This window comes from Pseudonocardia sp. KRD291, assembly GCF_019263595.1.
Taxonomy (GTDB): Bacteria; Actinomycetota; Actinomycetes; order Mycobacteriales; family Pseudonocardiaceae; genus Pseudonocardia.
Genome location: NZ_JADQDD010000141.1, coordinates 1 through 15685 on the forward strand (window position 1 = coordinate 1; position 15685 = coordinate 15685).

Below are 15685 nucleotides of genomic sequence, written 5' to 3' on the forward strand. Positions count from 1 at the left end.
TCCACAACGCGGGTCGGTGGTCGGGTGGAGTGGCTGCCGTCCGATCGGGGTGGGGCGCCGACTACCGTAGGTCGCCGTGGACCCGGCAGTCCGGCCGGATCCGTGCGCGCTAGTACCGGGGAGACGATGGGCTACCTGCTCGGGATCGACGTCGGCACGACCAGGACGGCTGCCGCGATCAGTCGCTCGGAGTCACCCGGCACGCCGGAGATGATCACTCTCGGTGACCATTCGGTCGACGTCCCGTCCGTGGTGTTCCTCTCCGGGGACGGGTCGGTGCTCGTCGGTGAGGCCGCCGAACGGCGCGGGGTCGGCGAGCCGGACCGGGTGGCCCGCGAGTTCAAGCGCCGTCTCGGCGACCCGACGCCGGTGTCGCTGGGCGGCCGCCCGTTCACCGCGCAGGAGCTGTCCGTGCTGCTCGTGCGGCACGTCGTCGACCTGGTCGTGCGCCGCGAGGGCGCCCCGCCGGACCGGATCGCGGTCACCCACCCCGCATCCTGGGGCGCGCACAAGAAGGAGCTGCTGGGCTCCGCGCTGGCCGCGGCCGGGCTGACCGTCACGTTCCTGGCCGAGCCGCAGGCCGCGGCGCTGCGCTACGCCGGTGCGGAACGGGTCGAGCCCGGTTCCACGATCGCCGTCTACGACCTCGGTGGCGGCACGTTCGACGCCGCCGTCGTCCGCAAGGACGCCGTGCCCGGCGTGGGCGTCGGGTTCACCCTGCTCGGCCGTCCCGAGGGCGTGGAGTTCCTCGGCGGTGTCGACTTCGACCAGGTCGTGTTCGACCACGTCCGCGCGGCCGTTCCGGAGGCGTTCGCCGGTCTCGACGAGTCCGACCCGCAGGTCTGGGCCGCGGTCGCGCGGCTGCGCCGGGACTGCTGCGAGGCCAAGGAGGCACTCTCGGCCGACACCGAGGTCACGATCCCGGTGTGGCTCGGCGGCACCCAGCTCTCGGTGCGGCTGCACCGCGGGGAGTTCGAGGACCTGATCCGACCCGCGCTGGAGGAGACCGTCGCCGCGCTGCGACGGGCCGTCGGCTCGGCCGGGCTGGAGCCGGCCGGCCTGTCGTCGGTACTGCTGGTGGGCGGCTCGTCGAGGATCCCGCTGGTCGCGCAGATGGTCTCCGAGCAGCTCGGACGGCCGGTGTCGGTGGACGCCGACCCGAAGAACGCGATCGCCCAGGGCGCCGCGCTCGCGCTGGCCGAGCCGGCCGGGCCGGCCGTCGGTGCGGCATCGAGCTCCGGGCCGTGGCCGTCGGGAGCCGCGACCGGCGTCGTCGGCGCGGGCGCCGCGGCCGGTGTGGCGGGCGCCGCCGGTGCGCCGGTCGACGAGCCGGTGACCGACCGGATGTCCGCGGGCGCGGCCGCCGAACCGGGCACGGAGTACCTGGACCCGGCACACGCCGGCACCGAGTACCTCCCGCACGGCTACGACCCGCAGGACCCGCCGACCGAGCAGCTGCCGGTCCTCGGGGCCGCCGGTTACGGCGGCGCCGGGTACGGCGCGGGCGGGTACGCGGGCGACGGGTATGGGGACGCCGGGTACGGAGGCGCCGGGTACGCGGGCGACACCGCCCTGTCGCCCGAGCCCGCCGCCCAGGCGGGCCGCTCGCCTGCCCTGCTGATCGGGGCCGGTGGCGTGGTCGCGGCCGTCGCGGTGATCGGCGCGGTGCTGTTCTGGCCGAACGACCAGACGGTGAGCAACGCCACGCCGGAGCTCCCGGCCCTGCCGACGACCGCGGCGCCGGCGCCCCCGCCCGCCGCGGCCACGACGACCGAGCAGGCACCGGTGACGACCGAGCAGCCCGAGCGGACCCGGGAGCGGCCGTCCGACGTGACGTCGACGCCCCAGGCCCCGCCGCCGCCGGTGGTACCACCGCCGGTCGGGCCGACGCCGCCGCCGAAGCCCCCGGAGAGCAGCACCTCCACGCCCACCACGACGAGCAGCAGCGCACCACCGTCGTCCGAGTCGAGCAGCCCGGCCCCGCCGGCGGGGGGCCAGCCGCAGCGGCGCTGAACCGACCGCCGTCCGGGCGCCGCGACAGGCCCCGGACGGGCGGTCGGCACACCGTGGGCGCGCAGAAAAGATCCCCCACTCCGATTCGGAGTGGGGGATCTCGTGTGTAGCCCCGAGGGGATTCGAACCCCCGCTACCGCCTTGAGAGGGCGGCGTCCTAGGCCGCTAGACGACGGGGCCGCGGCATATTCTGCGATGTGCGGGAAACTTGCGTTTCCGCTGGGGTACCAGGACTCGAACCTAGACTAACTGGACCAGAACCAGTCGTGCTGCCAATTACACCATACCCCAATGGATCTTGGTGGCCGCTTCCGTTGCTCATCGCTCCGGAACGACTGCCTCAATCCGTGATGGACATACTCTAACCCACGCTCTCCGCCCGCCGGACACCGGCCCCCAGGCGGCCCATCGACCGCTCGCGACCCAGGAGCTCCATCGACTCGTAGAGCGGCGGGGACACCGTGCGACCGCTGACCGCGACCCGGACCGGGGCGAAAGCCTTGCGCGGCTTGAGGCCCAGCCCGTCGACCAGGGACTCCTTGAGCGAGGCCTCGACGGTCTCGGCGGTCCACTCGTCGAGCGCGCCCAGGCCGTCGATCGCGGCCTGCAGGACGGGCGCGGCGTCGGCGCCGAGGTTCTTCTCCGCGGCGTCCGGGTCGGGTGTGAACGAGCTCTCGTCGACGAACAGGAACGCCAGCATCCGGGCCGCGTCGGAGAGCACCACGCTGCGCTCCTGCACCAGCGGCGCGGCGGCGGTGAGCAGGGCGCGCTGCGCGTCGTCCGGCTCGCCGTCGAGGACGCCCTCGGCCCGCAGGTACGGCAGCAGCCGCCCGGCGAAGTCGTCGGGCTCCAGCAGGCGCAGGTGCGCGGCGTTGATCGCCTCGGCCTTCTTCAGGTCGAACCTGGCGGCGTTGCCCGACACGCGGCCGACGTCGAACGCCTCCACCATCTCGGGCAGCGTGAACACGTCGCGGTCCTCGGCGATCGACCAGCCGAGCAGGGCCAGGTAGTTGAGCAGCCCCTCCGGGGTGAACCCGCGGTCGCGGTAGGCGAACAGGTTCGACTGGGGGTCGCGCTTGGACAGCTTGCGGTTGCCCTCGCCGGTGACCAGCGGCAGGTGCGCGTAGGTCAGCGGGCCGTTGCCGATGCCGACCCTCGCGAGGGCCTCCAGCAGCGCGATCTGGCGCGGGGTGGAGGAGAGCAGGTCCTCGCCGCGCAGCACGTGGGTGATGCCCATGAGCGCGTCGTCGAGGGGGTTGGTCAGCGGGTAGAGCGGGGTGCCGTCGCCGCGGGCGAGCACGAAGTCGGGCACCTGCCCAGCGCGGAACGTGACGTCGCCGCGGATCAGGTCGGTGAACGTCACGTCGTGCGCGGGCATCCGCAGCCGGTAGACCGGCGCGCGGCCCTCGGCGCGGAACGCCGCGACCTGCTCGGGCGTCAGGTCGCGGTCGGCGTTGTCGTAGCCCAGCTTCGGGTCCCGCCCGGCCGCGCGGTGGCGCGCCTCGATCTCCTCGGCGTTGGAGAACGACTCGTAGACCTCGCCGGCGCCGACCAGGCGGCGCAGCGCGTCGGCGTAGTACTCGCCGCGCTCGCTCTGCCGGTAGGGCGCGTGCGGGCCGCCGACCTCGGGCCCCTCGTCCCAGTCCAGGCCGAGCCAGTTCAGCGCGTCGAGCAGCGCGTCGTAGGACTCGGTCGAGTCGCGGGAGGCGTCGGTGTCCTCGATCCGGAAGACGAACGCCCCGCCGTGGTGCCGGGCGTGCGCCCAGTTGAACAGGGCGGTGCGGATGAGACCGACGTGCGGGGTACCGGTCGGGGACGGGGAGAACCGGACCCGGACCTGGGCAGGAGTACTCATGGTCCGGGCAGCCTATCCCCGGCCTGCCCGGGCAGAACGTGGGGCAGCCGGGCGGGCAGCCGGGTGGACGACCCGGCCCGGCGGCCGGCGCGAACCGACGACGACGTGGCACCGGAAATGATCACTTGACGGGTTCCACATCGTGGGAGCCGGTAGGCAGCGTCGCGGCCATGCGTTAGGGATGGCACAGCCCCCTCGCACCGACGCGCGCGGGCCCGATCGCCGGAGGTACTCCCGTGTTCCAGCTGACCGCCCTGTACAACCACCCCGAGGATCCGGCAGCGTTCGACAAGCACTACGACAACGTGCACGCGCCACTGGCGAAGAAGCTGCCCGGCCTGCAGCGCTTCACGGTCAACCGTCCGGCCCCGGGCCCGGACGGCGCGCAGCCCGCGTACCACCTCGTCGCCGTGCTCGAGTTCGCCGACGAGGCGTCGTTCGGCGCGGGCATGGGCGGGCCCGAGGGCCAGGCCGCCGTGGCCGACCTGGAGAACTTCGCCGGCGCAGGCGTGACGATGCTCAGCGGCGAGTCGAACGTCGTCTGAGAGGAGCTTGCGAAACGAACATCTGCGCTGAGAGGAGCTCGCGAAACGAACATCTGCACTGAGGAAGCTCTGGAATGACACCGGGGCGGTCGCGGAGTCCGCGACCGCCCCGGGCGTCTGTGGTGCGTCGGCCGGTCAGCGGCCCTGCAGAGGTGCGGACGGCGCGACCTCGCGGCTGCTGACCAGTGCCGCGAGGCGGTCACCGATCGACGAGGTGTTGCCGGTGGCGCTGTGGTCGCGGGTGGCCAGGTCGAACGCGACCGCCGCCTCGATCCGCTTCGCCGAGTCCTGGTGGCCCAGGTGGTCGAGCATCAGGGCCAGCGAGAGCACCGCGGCCGTCGGGTCCGCGATCCCCTGACCGGCGATGTCCGGGGCGCTGCCGTGCACCGGCTCGAACATGCTCGGGTTGGTGCGGCTGGCGTCGAGGTTGCCGCTGGCGGCCAGCCCGATGCCACCCGTCACCGCGGCCGCGAGGTCGGTGAGGATGTCACCGAACAGGTTGTCGGTGACGATCACGTCGTAGCGGCCCGGGTCGGTCACCATGTGGATCGTGGTCGAGTCGATGTGCTGGTAGGCCACCGACACGTTCGGGTGCTCCAGCGACACCTCCTCCACGATCCGCGACCACAGCGCGCCGGCGAAGGTGAGCACGTTCGTCTTGTGCACCAGCGTGAGGTGCTTGCGCGGGCGGCGCTCGGCGCGGGTGAAGGCGTCCCGCACGAGCCGCTCGACGCCGAACGCGGTGTTCTGGCTGACCTCGGTCGCGATCTCGTGCGGGGTGTCCTTGCGCAGCAGGCCACCGGTGCCGACGTAGGGCCCCTCGGTGCCCTCCCGCACGACCACCAGGTCGATCTCGGGGTTGCCGGCCAGCGGGCCGCGCACCCCCGGGTAGAGCCGCGCCGGGCGCAGGTTCACGTGGTGGTCGAGCTCGAAGCGCAGCCGCAGCAGCAGCCCGCGCTCGAGGATGCCGCTGGGCACCGACGGGTCGCCGACGGCGCCGAGCAGGATCGCGTCGTGGCCCTTGAGCTCGGTCAGGACGGTCTCCGGCAGGAGCTCGCCGGTGGAGTGCCAGCGGGCGGCGCCGAGGTCGTAGTTGGTGGTCTCGACATCGCGGACGACCTCGTTGAGGACCTTCAGCGCCTCGTCGACGACCTCGGGACCGATTCCGTCGCCGGGGATGACCGCAAGGCGCATGCCTGATGTCCTCTCTTCACGGGGCGTCACCGCACGCTACAAGCAGCGGGCGCACGATCATGACACCGGCCACCCGATCGATATGCCCCGATCGGGTGCCCACCGCGTGGGCAGGGCCCCGCCGTGGGCACCCGCGACGCGACACGCCGCGAGTGGGCCACATTCTGCCGGTCGTCGCGGCAGGCGCTGCACCCAGGGCCTCCGTAGGACCGCCGGGCGCCCGCGTCGGGATAGGGCCGTCAGTCGTCGAAGGAGATCAGGCGCGTCGTGCGGGCCCCGACCGAGGCGCCGATCGGCTCCAGCACCGCCGGGTCGATCTGGCGGTCCACGCGCAGCAGCATGATCGCGTCCGCGCCGTCGGTGGTCTGCGAGATCTGCGCGGCCTCGATGTTCACCGCGGCCTCGCCGAGCAGCGACCCCACGCGGCCCATCACACCGGGACGGTCGGTGTACTCCAGGAGCACGACCTCGCCCTCGGCGCGCAGGTCGAAGTGCCGGCCGTTGATCTCGACGAGCTTCTCCACCTCGGCGCGCCCGGTCAGCGTGCCGGAGACGGTGACCGACTCGCCGTCGGCCATCGCCGCGCGCAGCTGCACGACGCTGCGGTGGTTCGCGCTCTCCGGCGCGGTCGTCAGCTCGACCGTGATGCCCCGCTCCTCGGCCAGGGCCGGGACGTTGACGAACGTCACCTGGTCGTCCACGACGTGGGTGAACACGCCGCGCAGCGCGGCCAGCGACAGCACCGAGACGTCCTCGTCGGCGAGCTCGCCGGACACGTCGACGGTGATCGAGGTCGGGGTGGCGCCCGCGACGGCCTGCAGTGTGGTGCCCAGCTTCTGCACCAGCGGCAGCCACGGCCGGACCTCGTCCCCGACCGACCCGTTGATCTGCACGTTCACCGCGTCCGGCACGAACTCACCGGCCAGCGCCAGCTGCACCGACCGCGCGACGTCGGTACCGGCCCGGTCCTGCGCCTCGTCGGTGGAGGCGCCCAGGTGCGGGGTGACGACGATGTTCTCCACCTCGAACAACGGGCTCGAGGTGGTCGGCTCGGTGACGTAGACGTCCACGCCGGCGCCGCCGACGTGGCCCGAGCGCACGGCCTCGGCCAGCGCCTGCTCGTCGACCAGGCCGCCGCGGGCGGCGTTGACGATGAGCACGCCCGGCTTGGTCAGCGCCAGCTGGTCCTTGCCGATCAGGCCGAGGGTCTCCGGGGTCTTCGGGAGGTGGATCGAGATCGCGTCCGCGGTGCGCAGCAGGTCGTCGAGCTCGAGCAGCTCGATGCCCAGCTGGGCGGCGCGGGCCTTGGAGATGTAGGGGTCGTAGGCGACCAGCTCGACCCCGAACGCGGCCAGGCGCTGGGCGACCAGCTGCCCGATCTTGCCCAGGCCGACGATGCCGACGGTCTTGCCGTTGATCTCGGTGCCGGTGTAGCTGCTGCGCTTCCACTGGCCCTGGCGCAGGCTCGCGTCGGCGGCCGGGATGTGCCGGGCGGCGGAGAGCAACAGCGCGATCGCGTGCTCGGCGGCGGAGACGATGTTCGACGTGGGCGCGTTGACGACCATCACGCCGTGCGCCGTCGCGGCGGCGACGTCGACGTTGTCGAGGCCCACCCCCGCCCGGGCCACGATCGTGAGCCGGGTGGATGCGGCCAACGCCTCGGCGTCGACCTGGGTGGCCGAGCGCACGAGCAGGGCGTCGGCGTCCGCGATCGCCGCGAGCAGCGCGGGGCGGTCGGTGCCGTCCACCTCGCGGATCTCGACGTCGTCGCCGAGCATCGCGACCGCGGAGGGGGCGAGCTTCTCGGCGAGGAGGACGACTGGACGGATCTGGGCGGTGGCGGCGTTGCTCACGGTGTTGCGGTGCTCCCCGGGATCGGGTCGTGACGGGTGGCCTCGGACGGCCTGATTCTAGGTGGAAACCCGCTCCCCCGGGACCGAGCCCGGCAACGGCGAACGGCCCGCCCGTCGGAACCTCGTCCGACGGGCGGGCCGTTCGTGGCGTCCGCGAGCAGAACCCCGGGCGGGGCCGGGAGCCGGCTCAGGTGGCCTTGGTGCCCACCCAGCTCATCAGGCCGCGCAGCTTCTCGCCGACCTGCTCGATGGAGTGCTCCGAGCCCTCCTTCTGGAGGCGGTCGAAGTTCGGCCGGCCGTTCTCGTCCTCGGCGACCCACTCACGGGCGAACGTGCCGTCCTGCACCTCGGTCAGGATCTTGCGCATCTCGTCCTTCACGGCCGGGGTGATGACGCGCGGGCCGCGGGTGAGGTCGCCGTACTCGGCGGTGTCGGAGATGGAGAAGCGCTCGTTGGTGATGCCGCCCTCGTACATCAGGTCGACGATCAGCTTGAGCTCGTGCAGGCACTCGAAGTAGGCGATCTCCGGGGCGTAGCCGGCCTCGGTCAGCACCTCGAACCCGGTCTGCACCAGCGCCGCGGCACCGCCGCAGAGGACGGCCTGCTCACCGAACAGGTCGGTCTCGGTCTCCTCCTTGAACGTGGTCTCGATGACGCCCGCTCGGCCGGCACCGATCCCGGCCGCGTAGGACAGGGCGAGGGCCTTGGCGTTGCCGGAGGGGTCCTGCTCGACCGCGATCAGGGCCGGGACGCCCTTGCCGTCGACGTACTGACGGCGGACCAGGTGGCCCGGTCCCTTCGGCGCGACCATGGCGACGTCGACGTCGGCCGGCGCCTTGATCAGGTCGTAGCGGATGTTGAACCCGTGCCCGAAGAAGATCGCGTCGCCGCTCTCGAGGTTCGGCGCGATGTCGTCGGCGTAGATGAAGCGCTGCTTGGTGTCCGGCGCCAGGATCATGATCACGTCGGCCCAGGCCGACGCCTCGGCCGGGGTGACCACCTCGAGGCCCTCGTCGGCGGCCTTCTGCCGGGACTTCGAGCCCTCCGGCAGGCCGATCTTCACCTCGACGCCGGAGTCACGCAGCGACAGTGAGTGGGCGTGGCCCTGCGACCCGTAGCCGATCACGGCGACCTTGCGGCCCTGGATGATCGACAGATCGGCGTCGTCGTCGTAGTAGATGTTCACGGCCATGATGCGTGTGGCTTCCTTCCGATGGGTGTCGCCGTCGGGGGACGGCAGCCGGCGGGGATTGCGTCGCCGGCGGGGTGGGTGAGCGCTGTCTAGCGGACGGCGGCCGCGGTGATGGAGCGGGGCCCGCGGCCCACCGCGACCATCCCGGACTTGACCATCTCGCGGACGCCGTACGGCTCGAGCATCCGCAGCAGCGCATTGAGCTTGTCCGTGGTCCCGGTGGCCTCGACCGTGACCGCCTCCGGGGAGACGTCGACGACCTTGGCCCGGAACATCTGCACGGTCTCGAGCACCTGGCTACGCACCGTGGAGTCGGCACGGACCTTGACCAGCAGCAGCTCGCGCTGCACCGAGGCGTCCGGCTCCAGCTCCACGATCTTGATCACGTGGACGAGCTTGTTGAGCTGCTTGGTGACCTGCTCCATCGGCAGCTCGTCGACCTCGACCACGATCGTCATCCGGGAGACGTCCGGGTGCTCGGTCGGGCCGACGGCCAGCGAGGAGATGTTGAACCCGCGCCGGGAGAACAGCCCCGAGACCCGGGCCAGCACGCCGGGCTTGTCCTCCACCAGCACGGACAGCGTGTGCCGCTCGGTCATGACCGGTCCCCCTCCGGGCGCAGGGCCTCGGTCGTGACGTCGGAGACGTCGTCCACGCTCGCGGCCAGCTCGTCGCTGTCGAACAGCGGCCGGATGTGGCGGGCCGCCATGATCTCGTCGTTGCCGGTGCCGGCGGCGACCATCGGCCACACCTGGGCGTCGGCGCCGACCACGAAGTCGATCACGACCGGGCGGTCGTCGATCTCCATCGCCTGGCGGATCACGCGGTCGACGTCCTCCTTGGACTCCACCCGCAGGCCCACGCACCCCATCGCCTCGGCCAGCATCGGGAAGTCCGGGATGCGCAGCTTGTGGGTGTTGAGGTTCGTGTTGGAGTAGCGCTCCCCGTAGAACAGGTTCTGCCACTGCCGGACCATGCCCAGGTTGCCGTTGTTGATCACGGCGACCTTGATCGGGATGCCCTCGATGGCGCAGGTCGCCAGCTCCTGGTTGGTCATCTGGAAGCAGCCGTCGCCGTCGATACACCAGACGACGGTGTCCGGCGCACCCACCTTGGCGCCCATCGCGGCCGGCACCGCGTAGCCCATCGTGCCCAGGCCACCGGAGTTCAGCCAGGTCCGCGGCTTCTCGTAGCGGACGAACTGCGCGGCCCACATCTGGTGCTGGCCGACGCCCGCGGCGTAGATCGCGTCCGGGCCGGCGATCGCGCCGATCCGCTCGATCACGTACTCCGGCGACAGCGCGCCGTCGTCGGGCCAGGAGTAGCCCAGTGGGAACGTCGTGCGCAGCTCGGACATCTGCGACCACCAGGCCGTGAGGTCGGGCGCGCCGTGCTGCTCGCGCTCGGCCCGGATCGCCTCGATCAGCTCGACGACGACCTCCTTGGCGTCACCGACGATCGGCACGTCGGCGCGGCGGTTCTTGGAGATCTCGGCCGGGTCGATGTCGGCGTGCACGATCTTCGCCGCGGGGGCGAAGCTGTCCAGCTTGCCGGTGACCCGGTCGTCGAACCGGGACCCGAGCGCCACCAGCAGGTCCGCACGCTGCATCGACGCCACCGCGGCCACGGTGCCGTGCATCCCGGGCATGCCCAGGTGCAGCTCGTGCGAGTCCGGGAACGCACCGCGCGCCATCAGCGTCGTGACGACCGGGGCGCCGGTGAGCTCGGCGAGCTCGAGCAGCTCCTGCGACGCCTCGGCCTTGAGCACGCCACCGCCGACGTAGAGCACCGGGCGCGTGGACTGCTGGATCAGCCGGGCGGCCTCGCGGATCTGCTTGCCGTGCGGCCGGGTCGTCGGCCGGTAGCCGGGCAGCGCCAGCTCCGGGGGCCAGGAGAAGGTCGTCGCCTCCTGCAGGACGTCCTTCGGGATGTCCACCAGGACCGGGCCGGGCCGGCCGGTGGACGCCAGGTGGAAGGCCTCGGCGATCGCGCGCGGGATCTCCGTCGCCTCGGTCACCAGCATGTTGTGCTTGGTCACCGGCAGGGTGATGCCGGTGATGTCGGCCTCCTGGAAGGCGTCGGTGCCGATCAGCGGCCGGCTCTGCTGGCCGGTGATGGCCACCAGCGGCACCGAGTCCATGTGCGCGTCCGCGATCGGGGTGACCAGGTTCGTGGCTCCCGGCCCGGACGTCGCCATACAGACCCCGACCCGGCCGGTGGCCTGGGCGTACCCGGTCGCGGCGTGCCCCGCGCCCTGCTCGTGGCGGACCAGGATGTGGCGGACCTTCTCCGAGTCCAGCAGCGGGTCGTAGGCCGGGAGGATCGTGCCGCCCGGGAGACCGAACACGACCTCGCAGCCGATCTCCTCGAGCGAGCGGACCAGGGACTGCGCCCCGGTCATCGGCTCGTTGTCGACGCGCGGGCCGGGAACGGTCGCCTCGCCGCGCGCGGCGGCGGGCGAGTCGCTGCGCGGGGTGGCCGTCCGGCCGGGCGGCGGCGCCGGTTTCGGCCCGGCGGACCCGGATCGGGAGGGTGCGGTGGTCATGATCGCCTCTGCCTCGCTGGAGATCGCTACTGATCAGGTGTGGGACATGAACTGTGCTGGTGACATAAAAAAGCCCCCGCCGCCCGTGGGATGGGCTGGTGCGAGGGTGGGCGCGTCGTCGTCCGAGTACGTCTTACTCAGGCGTCGACGCGCCCGGGAAGTACGAGAATTCGGATGACGAACATGCAGCGACGCTAGCACGCGCGCCGCGGCCCGCGTCAACGCCGCCAGCGCACCGGGTGCCGACCACACCGCGGCATCGGGTGCGCAGCCACCGGCTCCCGGCGCCGCGGCACCCGTGCGGCCCTGCAGGCCCGCGTGGGCGTCCGGTGCGAGAATGGGCCGGTGAGCAGCACCGAACCGTCCGCACCCGACCCGGCCGCGTCGCAGGTGCCGCGCGAGGTCCCGCCGCGGCTGGTGTTCCGGCACTCGGCGCTCGGGGCCCTGGCGGCGGCCCTGTTCCTGATCTGCGCGCTGCCGCTGATGCTCTCGGTGCCGTTCTTCTGGCTGGTCGTGCTCGTCCCGGTCGGGTTCGTCGTGTGGCTGCTGCGGGTGCGCACCACCGTCGACGGGGACACGGTCACCGCGCGCACCGTGACCGGCTCGCGCAGCGTCGCCTGGGACGACATCGCCTCGCTGCGCCTGGGCAGGCGCTCCGGGCTGACCGCCGTGCTCGGCGACGACTCGGCGCTGCCGCTGCCGGCGGTGCACCTGCGCGACCTGCCGGCGCTGGCCGTCGCCAGCGGCGGGCGCGTGCCCGACCCGACCGACGGCTGAGGCTGCACCGGGCCGGGGTGACCGGCCCGGCGACCCCCGTCAGGGCATGCTGCTGAACCGCACCGAGCGGATCGTGCGGATGCCGGACCGCTCGCCGGCGGCCAGGGACTCCACCGCACCCGCCCGGCCGGAGGACACCTGCGTGCAGGACTCGGTGCTGGTCAGCGCCAGGCGGTCGGTCCCGTTCACGAACTCGCGCCAGTCTGCGCCGCGGCCGTCCGGGGTGAGCAGGTCGTAGCACTGCGCGTAGACCGGGTCGCGCAGCGGACGCGACGCCGCGACGGTCGTCCCGTCGGCCGTCGTCCCGTCCAGGGCGACGGCCGTCCCGACCGGCGGCGGCGGCGGCGTCACGGGCGAGGCGACGGCCGTCCCGCCGACGCACACCACCCCGATGGCCAGACTCCCCGCGACCGTCATCAGCTTCCGCATCATCGCTTCTCTCCCCCGGGGGATCGGGCCACGCGGCCCGGTCCCCACATCGACGTGACGTGCTCGTGGCACTACCGGAGACGCGGAAGGACACGTTCGGGTTGCATCATCGGACGAAACTCGAAGCGACCGCCGGACCCCGGGGGCGCCGGATCCGGTGGCGGACGGGCGAAACGGGTGCTCATCGGGGGCGTACCGTGGTTCCCGATCACCTCGTCGCGATCCGGCCGGGCACGAGACCCGAACCGGCCCCGGTCCGCGGGGTGCGCAGGGACGGCACCGCGCCACCGCACCCGGTCGTCCGTGACCGCACGACCCACCCGTCCGCCGTCGTCCGGCGGTCGGTACGAACCCGGCTGGAGAGAAGACCCGATGCCCGCCCTCCGTTCCCGCGTCACCACCCACGGCCGCAACGCCGCCGGAGCGCGTTCGCTCTGGCGCGCGACCGGGATGGGCGACGACGACTTCGGCAAGCCGATCGTGGCGATCGCGAACTCCTACACGCAGTTCGTGCCCGGCCACGTGCACCTCAAGGACATGGGCGACCTGGTCGCCGGCGCGATCCGCGAGGCCGGCGGCGTCTCCAAGGAGTTCAACACGATCGCGGTCGACGACGGCATCGCGATGGGCCACGGCGGGATGCTCTACTCGCTGCCCTCGCGCGAGATCATCTCCGACTCCGTCGAGTACATGGTCAACGGGCACGCCGCGGACGCGCTGGTCTGCATCTCGAACTGCGACAAGATCACGCCCGGGATGCTCAACGCCGCGATGCGGCTCAACATCCCGACCGTGTTCGTCTCCGGCGGGCCGATGGAGGCCGGCAAGGCGGTCGTCGTCGGCGGCGTCGCGCAGGCACCGACCGACCTGATCACCGCGATCTCGGCGTCCGCGTCCTCGGCGGTGGACGACGAGGGGCTGGCCGAGGTGGAGCGCTCCGCGTGCCCGACCTGCGGGTCCTGCTCCGGCATGTTCACCGCGAACTCGATGAACTGCCTCACCGAGGCGCTCGGGCTGGCACTGCCCGGCAACGGCTCGACGCTGGCCACGCACGCCGCGCGCAAGGAGCTGTTCCTGAACGCGGGCCGCACGGTGATGGAGCTGGCCACGCGCTGGTACCGCGACGACGACGCCTCGGTCCTGCCGCGCCGGATCGCGACCAAGGAGGCGTTCGAGAACGCGATGGCCCTCGACGTCGCCATGGGCGGGTCGACGAACACCGTGCTGCACATCCTCGCCGCCGCGCAGGAGGGCGAGATCGAGTTCACGCTCGCCGACATCGACGCGATCTCGCGCCGCGTGCCGTGCCTGAGCAAGGTCGCGCCGAACTCGGACTACCACATGGAGGACGTGCACCGGGCCGGCGGAATCCCCGCCATCCTGGGCGAGCTCTACCGCGGTGGGCTGCTCAACGAGAGCGTGCACACGGTGCACTCGCCGTCGATGGAGCAGTGGCTCGGCGAGTGGGACATCCGCGCCGCCTCGCCGTCGCAGACCGCGGTCGAGCTCTACCACGCCGCGCCCGGCGGCGTCCGGACCACCGAGGCGTTCTCGACCTCGAACCGTTGGTCGTCGCTGGACACCGACGCCGCCACGGGGTGCATCCACGACGTCGAGCACGCCTTCTCCGCCGACGGCGGCCTGGCCGTGCTGCGCGGCAACCTCGCCGAGCAGGGCGCGGTGATCAAGACGGCGGGGATCCCGGAGGACATCTGGAACTTCGAGGGCCCGGCCGTGGTCCTGGAGAGCCAGGAGGACGCGGTGTCGGCGATCCTGAAGAAGGAGATCAAGCCCGGCGACGTGCTCGTCATCCGCTACGAGGGGCCCTCCGGCGGGCCGGGGATGCAGGAGATGCTGCACCCGACCGCGTTCCTCAAGGGCGCGGGCCTGGGCAAGGTCTGCGCGCTGGTCACCGACGGCCGGTTCTCCGGCGGGTCGAGCGGCATCTCGGTCGGGCACGTCTCCCCGGAGGCCGCGCACGGCGGGGTGATCGGCCTGGTGGAGACCGGCGACCGGGTCCGCCTCGACGTCCGGGAGCGGAGCCTGGAGCTGCTCGTGGAGCACGAGGTGCTGGCCGAGCGACGGGCCAAGATGGAGGCGAGCGAGCGCCCCTGGCAGCCGGTGGACCGCGACCGGGTCGTGTCCAAGGCGCTCAAGGTCTACGCCGCGATGGCCACCTCAGCCGACACCGGCGCCGTCCGCCGCATCCCCTGAGCTCTCCCGGCCGGCGTCTCACCCCCACCATCTCGCGTCGTGGAGCCATGACGCGGCACGCGGCCGCCGTAAGCCGCGTTGTGGAGCCATGACGCGGCCCTGGGCCGGCCGAGGCCGCGTTGTGGAGCCATGACGCGGATGCTCGTGCCGGAGTGGGGTGGGTACGTTGGTTGGCATGGCTATCGGTACGCGACAGTTGGGCTCGCTCACGGTCTCCGCGCAGGGCCTCGGGTGCATGGGGATGAGCCAGGCCTACGGGGACATCTCCGACGAGACCGAGTCGATCGCGACCGTGCACCGGGCCCTGGAGCTCGGTGTGACGCTGCTCGACACCGCGAACGTCTACGGCGCGGGCGCGAACGAGCAGCTGGTCGGGCGCGCCATCGCCGACCGGCGGGACCGGGTGGTGCTGGCCACCAAGTTCGGCATCGTCCGCGACGCCGCGGGCAACCAGGGTGTGCAGGGCGACCCGGACCACGTCCGGGCGTGCTGCGACGAGTCCCTGACCCGCCTCGGGGTCGACCACATCGACCTCTACTACCAGCACCGTGTCGACCCGGACGTGCCGATCGAGGACACGGTCGGGGCGCTGGCCGGGCTCGTCGAGCAGGGCAAGATCCGCCACTACGGCCTGTCCGAGTGCGGCGCCGAGACGATCCGGCGCGCGCACGCCGTGCACCCGGTGACGGCGGTGCAGAGCGAGTGGTCGCTGTGGACCCGCGGGATCGAGGACGAGGTCGCGCCGACGTGCGCCGAGCTCGGCATCGGTGTGGTGGCGTTCTCCCCGCTCGGACGCGGGTTCCTGACCGGCGCGATCACCTCGACCGCCCAGCTCGGCGAGGGCGACATGCGTAAGGGTCTGCCTCGCTTCGGCGAGGACAACATGGCGGCGAACCTGGCCATCGTCGAGGCGCTGAAGGTCCTGGCCGACGCGCGCGGTGTGACGGCCGGGCAGCTCGCGCTGGCGTGGGTGCAGCACCGCGGCGCGCACGTCGTCCCGATCCCGGGCACGAAGCGCCGCACCTACCTGGAGCAGAACATCGCGGCCGCGGAGCTGGAGCTGACCGC

At 72.5% G+C, this 15685-nt stretch carries 12 protein-coding genes and 2 tRNA genes; 5 read left to right on the forward strand and 9 right to left on the reverse strand.

Annotated features, from left to right (window positions below; all coding sequences use genetic code 11):
• The first annotated feature begins 102 nt into the window (after positions 1-102).
• Complete coding sequence (locus tag I4I78_RS19175) at positions 103-2013, forward strand: Hsp70 family protein (protein ID WP_308252219.1); 1911 nt, start codon at positions 103-105, stop codon at positions 2011-2013.
• A gap of 107 nt (positions 2014-2120) precedes the next feature.
• Here I4I78_RS19175 and I4I78_RS19180 read toward each other — a convergent pair.
• The 3 genes from I4I78_RS19180 to gltX form a co-directional block, all read right to left on the reverse strand.
• Positions 2121-2193, reverse strand: a tRNA-Glu gene (locus I4I78_RS19180).
• Between the two features lie 39 nt (positions 2194-2232).
• Positions 2233-2304 (reverse strand) — tRNA-Gln (locus I4I78_RS19185).
• 70 nt (positions 2305-2374) lie between these two features.
• Entirely contained in the window at positions 2375-3868 is a 1494-nt protein-coding gene (gltX, locus tag I4I78_RS19190) for a glutamate--tRNA ligase (RefSeq protein ID WP_218612744.1), read from the reverse strand.
• Between the two features lie 236 nt (positions 3869-4104).
• Here gltX and I4I78_RS19195 point away from each other — a divergent pair, with 236 nt between their 5' ends.
• Positions 4105-4413, forward strand: coding sequence for an EthD family reductase (locus I4I78_RS19195; protein WP_218612746.1), 309 nt, complete (start codon positions 4105-4107; stop codon positions 4411-4413).
• A 135-nt stretch (positions 4414-4548) separates the two neighbouring features.
• Here the strand turns inward: I4I78_RS19195 and I4I78_RS19200 are convergent, their stop codons facing one another.
• From I4I78_RS19200 to I4I78_RS19220, 5 genes are all read right to left on the reverse strand, one after another.
• The gene (locus I4I78_RS19200) at positions 4549-5607 is read right to left on the reverse strand and encodes a 3-isopropylmalate dehydrogenase (protein WP_218612750.1); all 1059 of its coding nucleotides are present in this window, start codon (positions 5605-5607) and stop codon (positions 4549-4551) included.
• Positions 5608-5846: 239 nt separating this feature from the next.
• On the reverse strand, positions 5847-7460 hold the full coding sequence (serA, locus tag I4I78_RS19205) for a phosphoglycerate dehydrogenase (protein WP_218612752.1): 1614 nt from the start codon (positions 7458-7460) through the stop codon (positions 5847-5849).
• A 187-nt stretch (positions 7461-7647) separates the two neighbouring features.
• Positions 7648-8652 carry a ketol-acid reductoisomerase gene (gene ilvC, locus I4I78_RS19210; protein ID WP_218612753.1) on the reverse strand — a complete coding sequence of 335 codons (1005 nt, stop codon included), beginning with the start codon at positions 8650-8652 and terminating at the stop codon, positions 7648-7650.
• 89 nt (positions 8653-8741) lie between these two features.
• The gene (gene ilvN, locus I4I78_RS19215) at positions 8742-9251 is read right to left on the reverse strand and encodes an acetolactate synthase small subunit (protein ID WP_218612756.1); all 510 of its coding nucleotides are present in this window, start codon (positions 9249-9251) and stop codon (positions 8742-8744) included.
• Positions 9248-11197, reverse strand: coding sequence for an acetolactate synthase large subunit (locus I4I78_RS19220; protein ID WP_218612757.1), 1950 nt, complete (start codon positions 11195-11197; stop codon positions 9248-9250). Before I4I78_RS19220 ends, ilvN begins: the two co-directional genes overlap by 4 nt.
• Before the next feature lie 345 nt (positions 11198-11542).
• On the opposite strand from I4I78_RS19220, the gene I4I78_RS19225 reads away from it, so the two are divergent.
• On the forward strand, positions 11543-11974 hold the full coding sequence (locus tag I4I78_RS19225; RefSeq protein ID WP_218612759.1) for a PH domain-containing protein: 432 nt from the start codon (positions 11543-11545) through the stop codon (positions 11972-11974).
• A gap of 39 nt (positions 11975-12013) precedes the next feature.
• Here I4I78_RS19225 and I4I78_RS19230 read toward each other — a convergent pair whose 3' ends face one another.
• A complete protein-coding gene (locus I4I78_RS19230; protein WP_218612760.1) occupies positions 12014-12403 on the reverse strand; it encodes a hypothetical protein in 390 nt (129 codons plus the stop codon).
• A gap of 372 nt (positions 12404-12775) precedes the next feature.
• On the opposite strand from I4I78_RS19230, the gene ilvD reads away from it, so the two are divergent.
• Entirely contained in the window at positions 12776-14617 is a 1842-nt protein-coding gene (gene ilvD, locus I4I78_RS19235) for a dihydroxy-acid dehydratase (RefSeq protein WP_218612762.1), read from the forward strand.
• Between the two features lie 175 nt (positions 14618-14792).
• Positions 14793-15685 (forward strand): aldo/keto reductase (locus tag I4I78_RS19240; RefSeq protein WP_218612763.1); only part of this gene is annotated, 893 nt, incomplete at its 3' end.

Excerpts from the sequence above, each read along its gene's own strand:
- gltX (WP_218612744.1), bottom strand. The coding sequence starts at position 3,868 with ATGAGTACTCCTGCCCAGGTCCGGGTCCGGTTCTCCCCGTCCCCGACC.
- I4I78_RS19200 (WP_218612750.1), bottom strand. The coding sequence starts at position 5,607 with ATGCGCCTTGCGGTCATCCCCGGCGACGGAATCGGTCCCGAGGTCGTC.
- ilvC (WP_218612753.1), bottom strand. The coding sequence starts at position 8,652 with ATGGCCGTGAACATCTACTACGACGACGACGCCGATCTGTCGATCATC.
- ilvN (WP_218612756.1), bottom strand. The coding sequence starts at position 9,251 with ATGACCGAGCGGCACACGCTGTCCGTGCTGGTGGAGGACAAGCCCGGC.
- I4I78_RS19220 (WP_218612757.1), bottom strand. The coding sequence starts at position 11,197 with ATGACCACCGCACCCTCCCGATCCGGGTCCGCCGGGCCGAAACCGGCG.
- I4I78_RS19230 (WP_218612760.1), bottom strand. The coding sequence starts at position 12,403 with ATGCGGAAGCTGATGACGGTCGCGGGGAGTCTGGCCATCGGGGTGGTG.
- ilvD (WP_218612762.1), top strand. The coding sequence starts at position 12,776 with ATGCCCGCCCTCCGTTCCCGCGTCACCACCCACGGCCGCAACGCCGCC.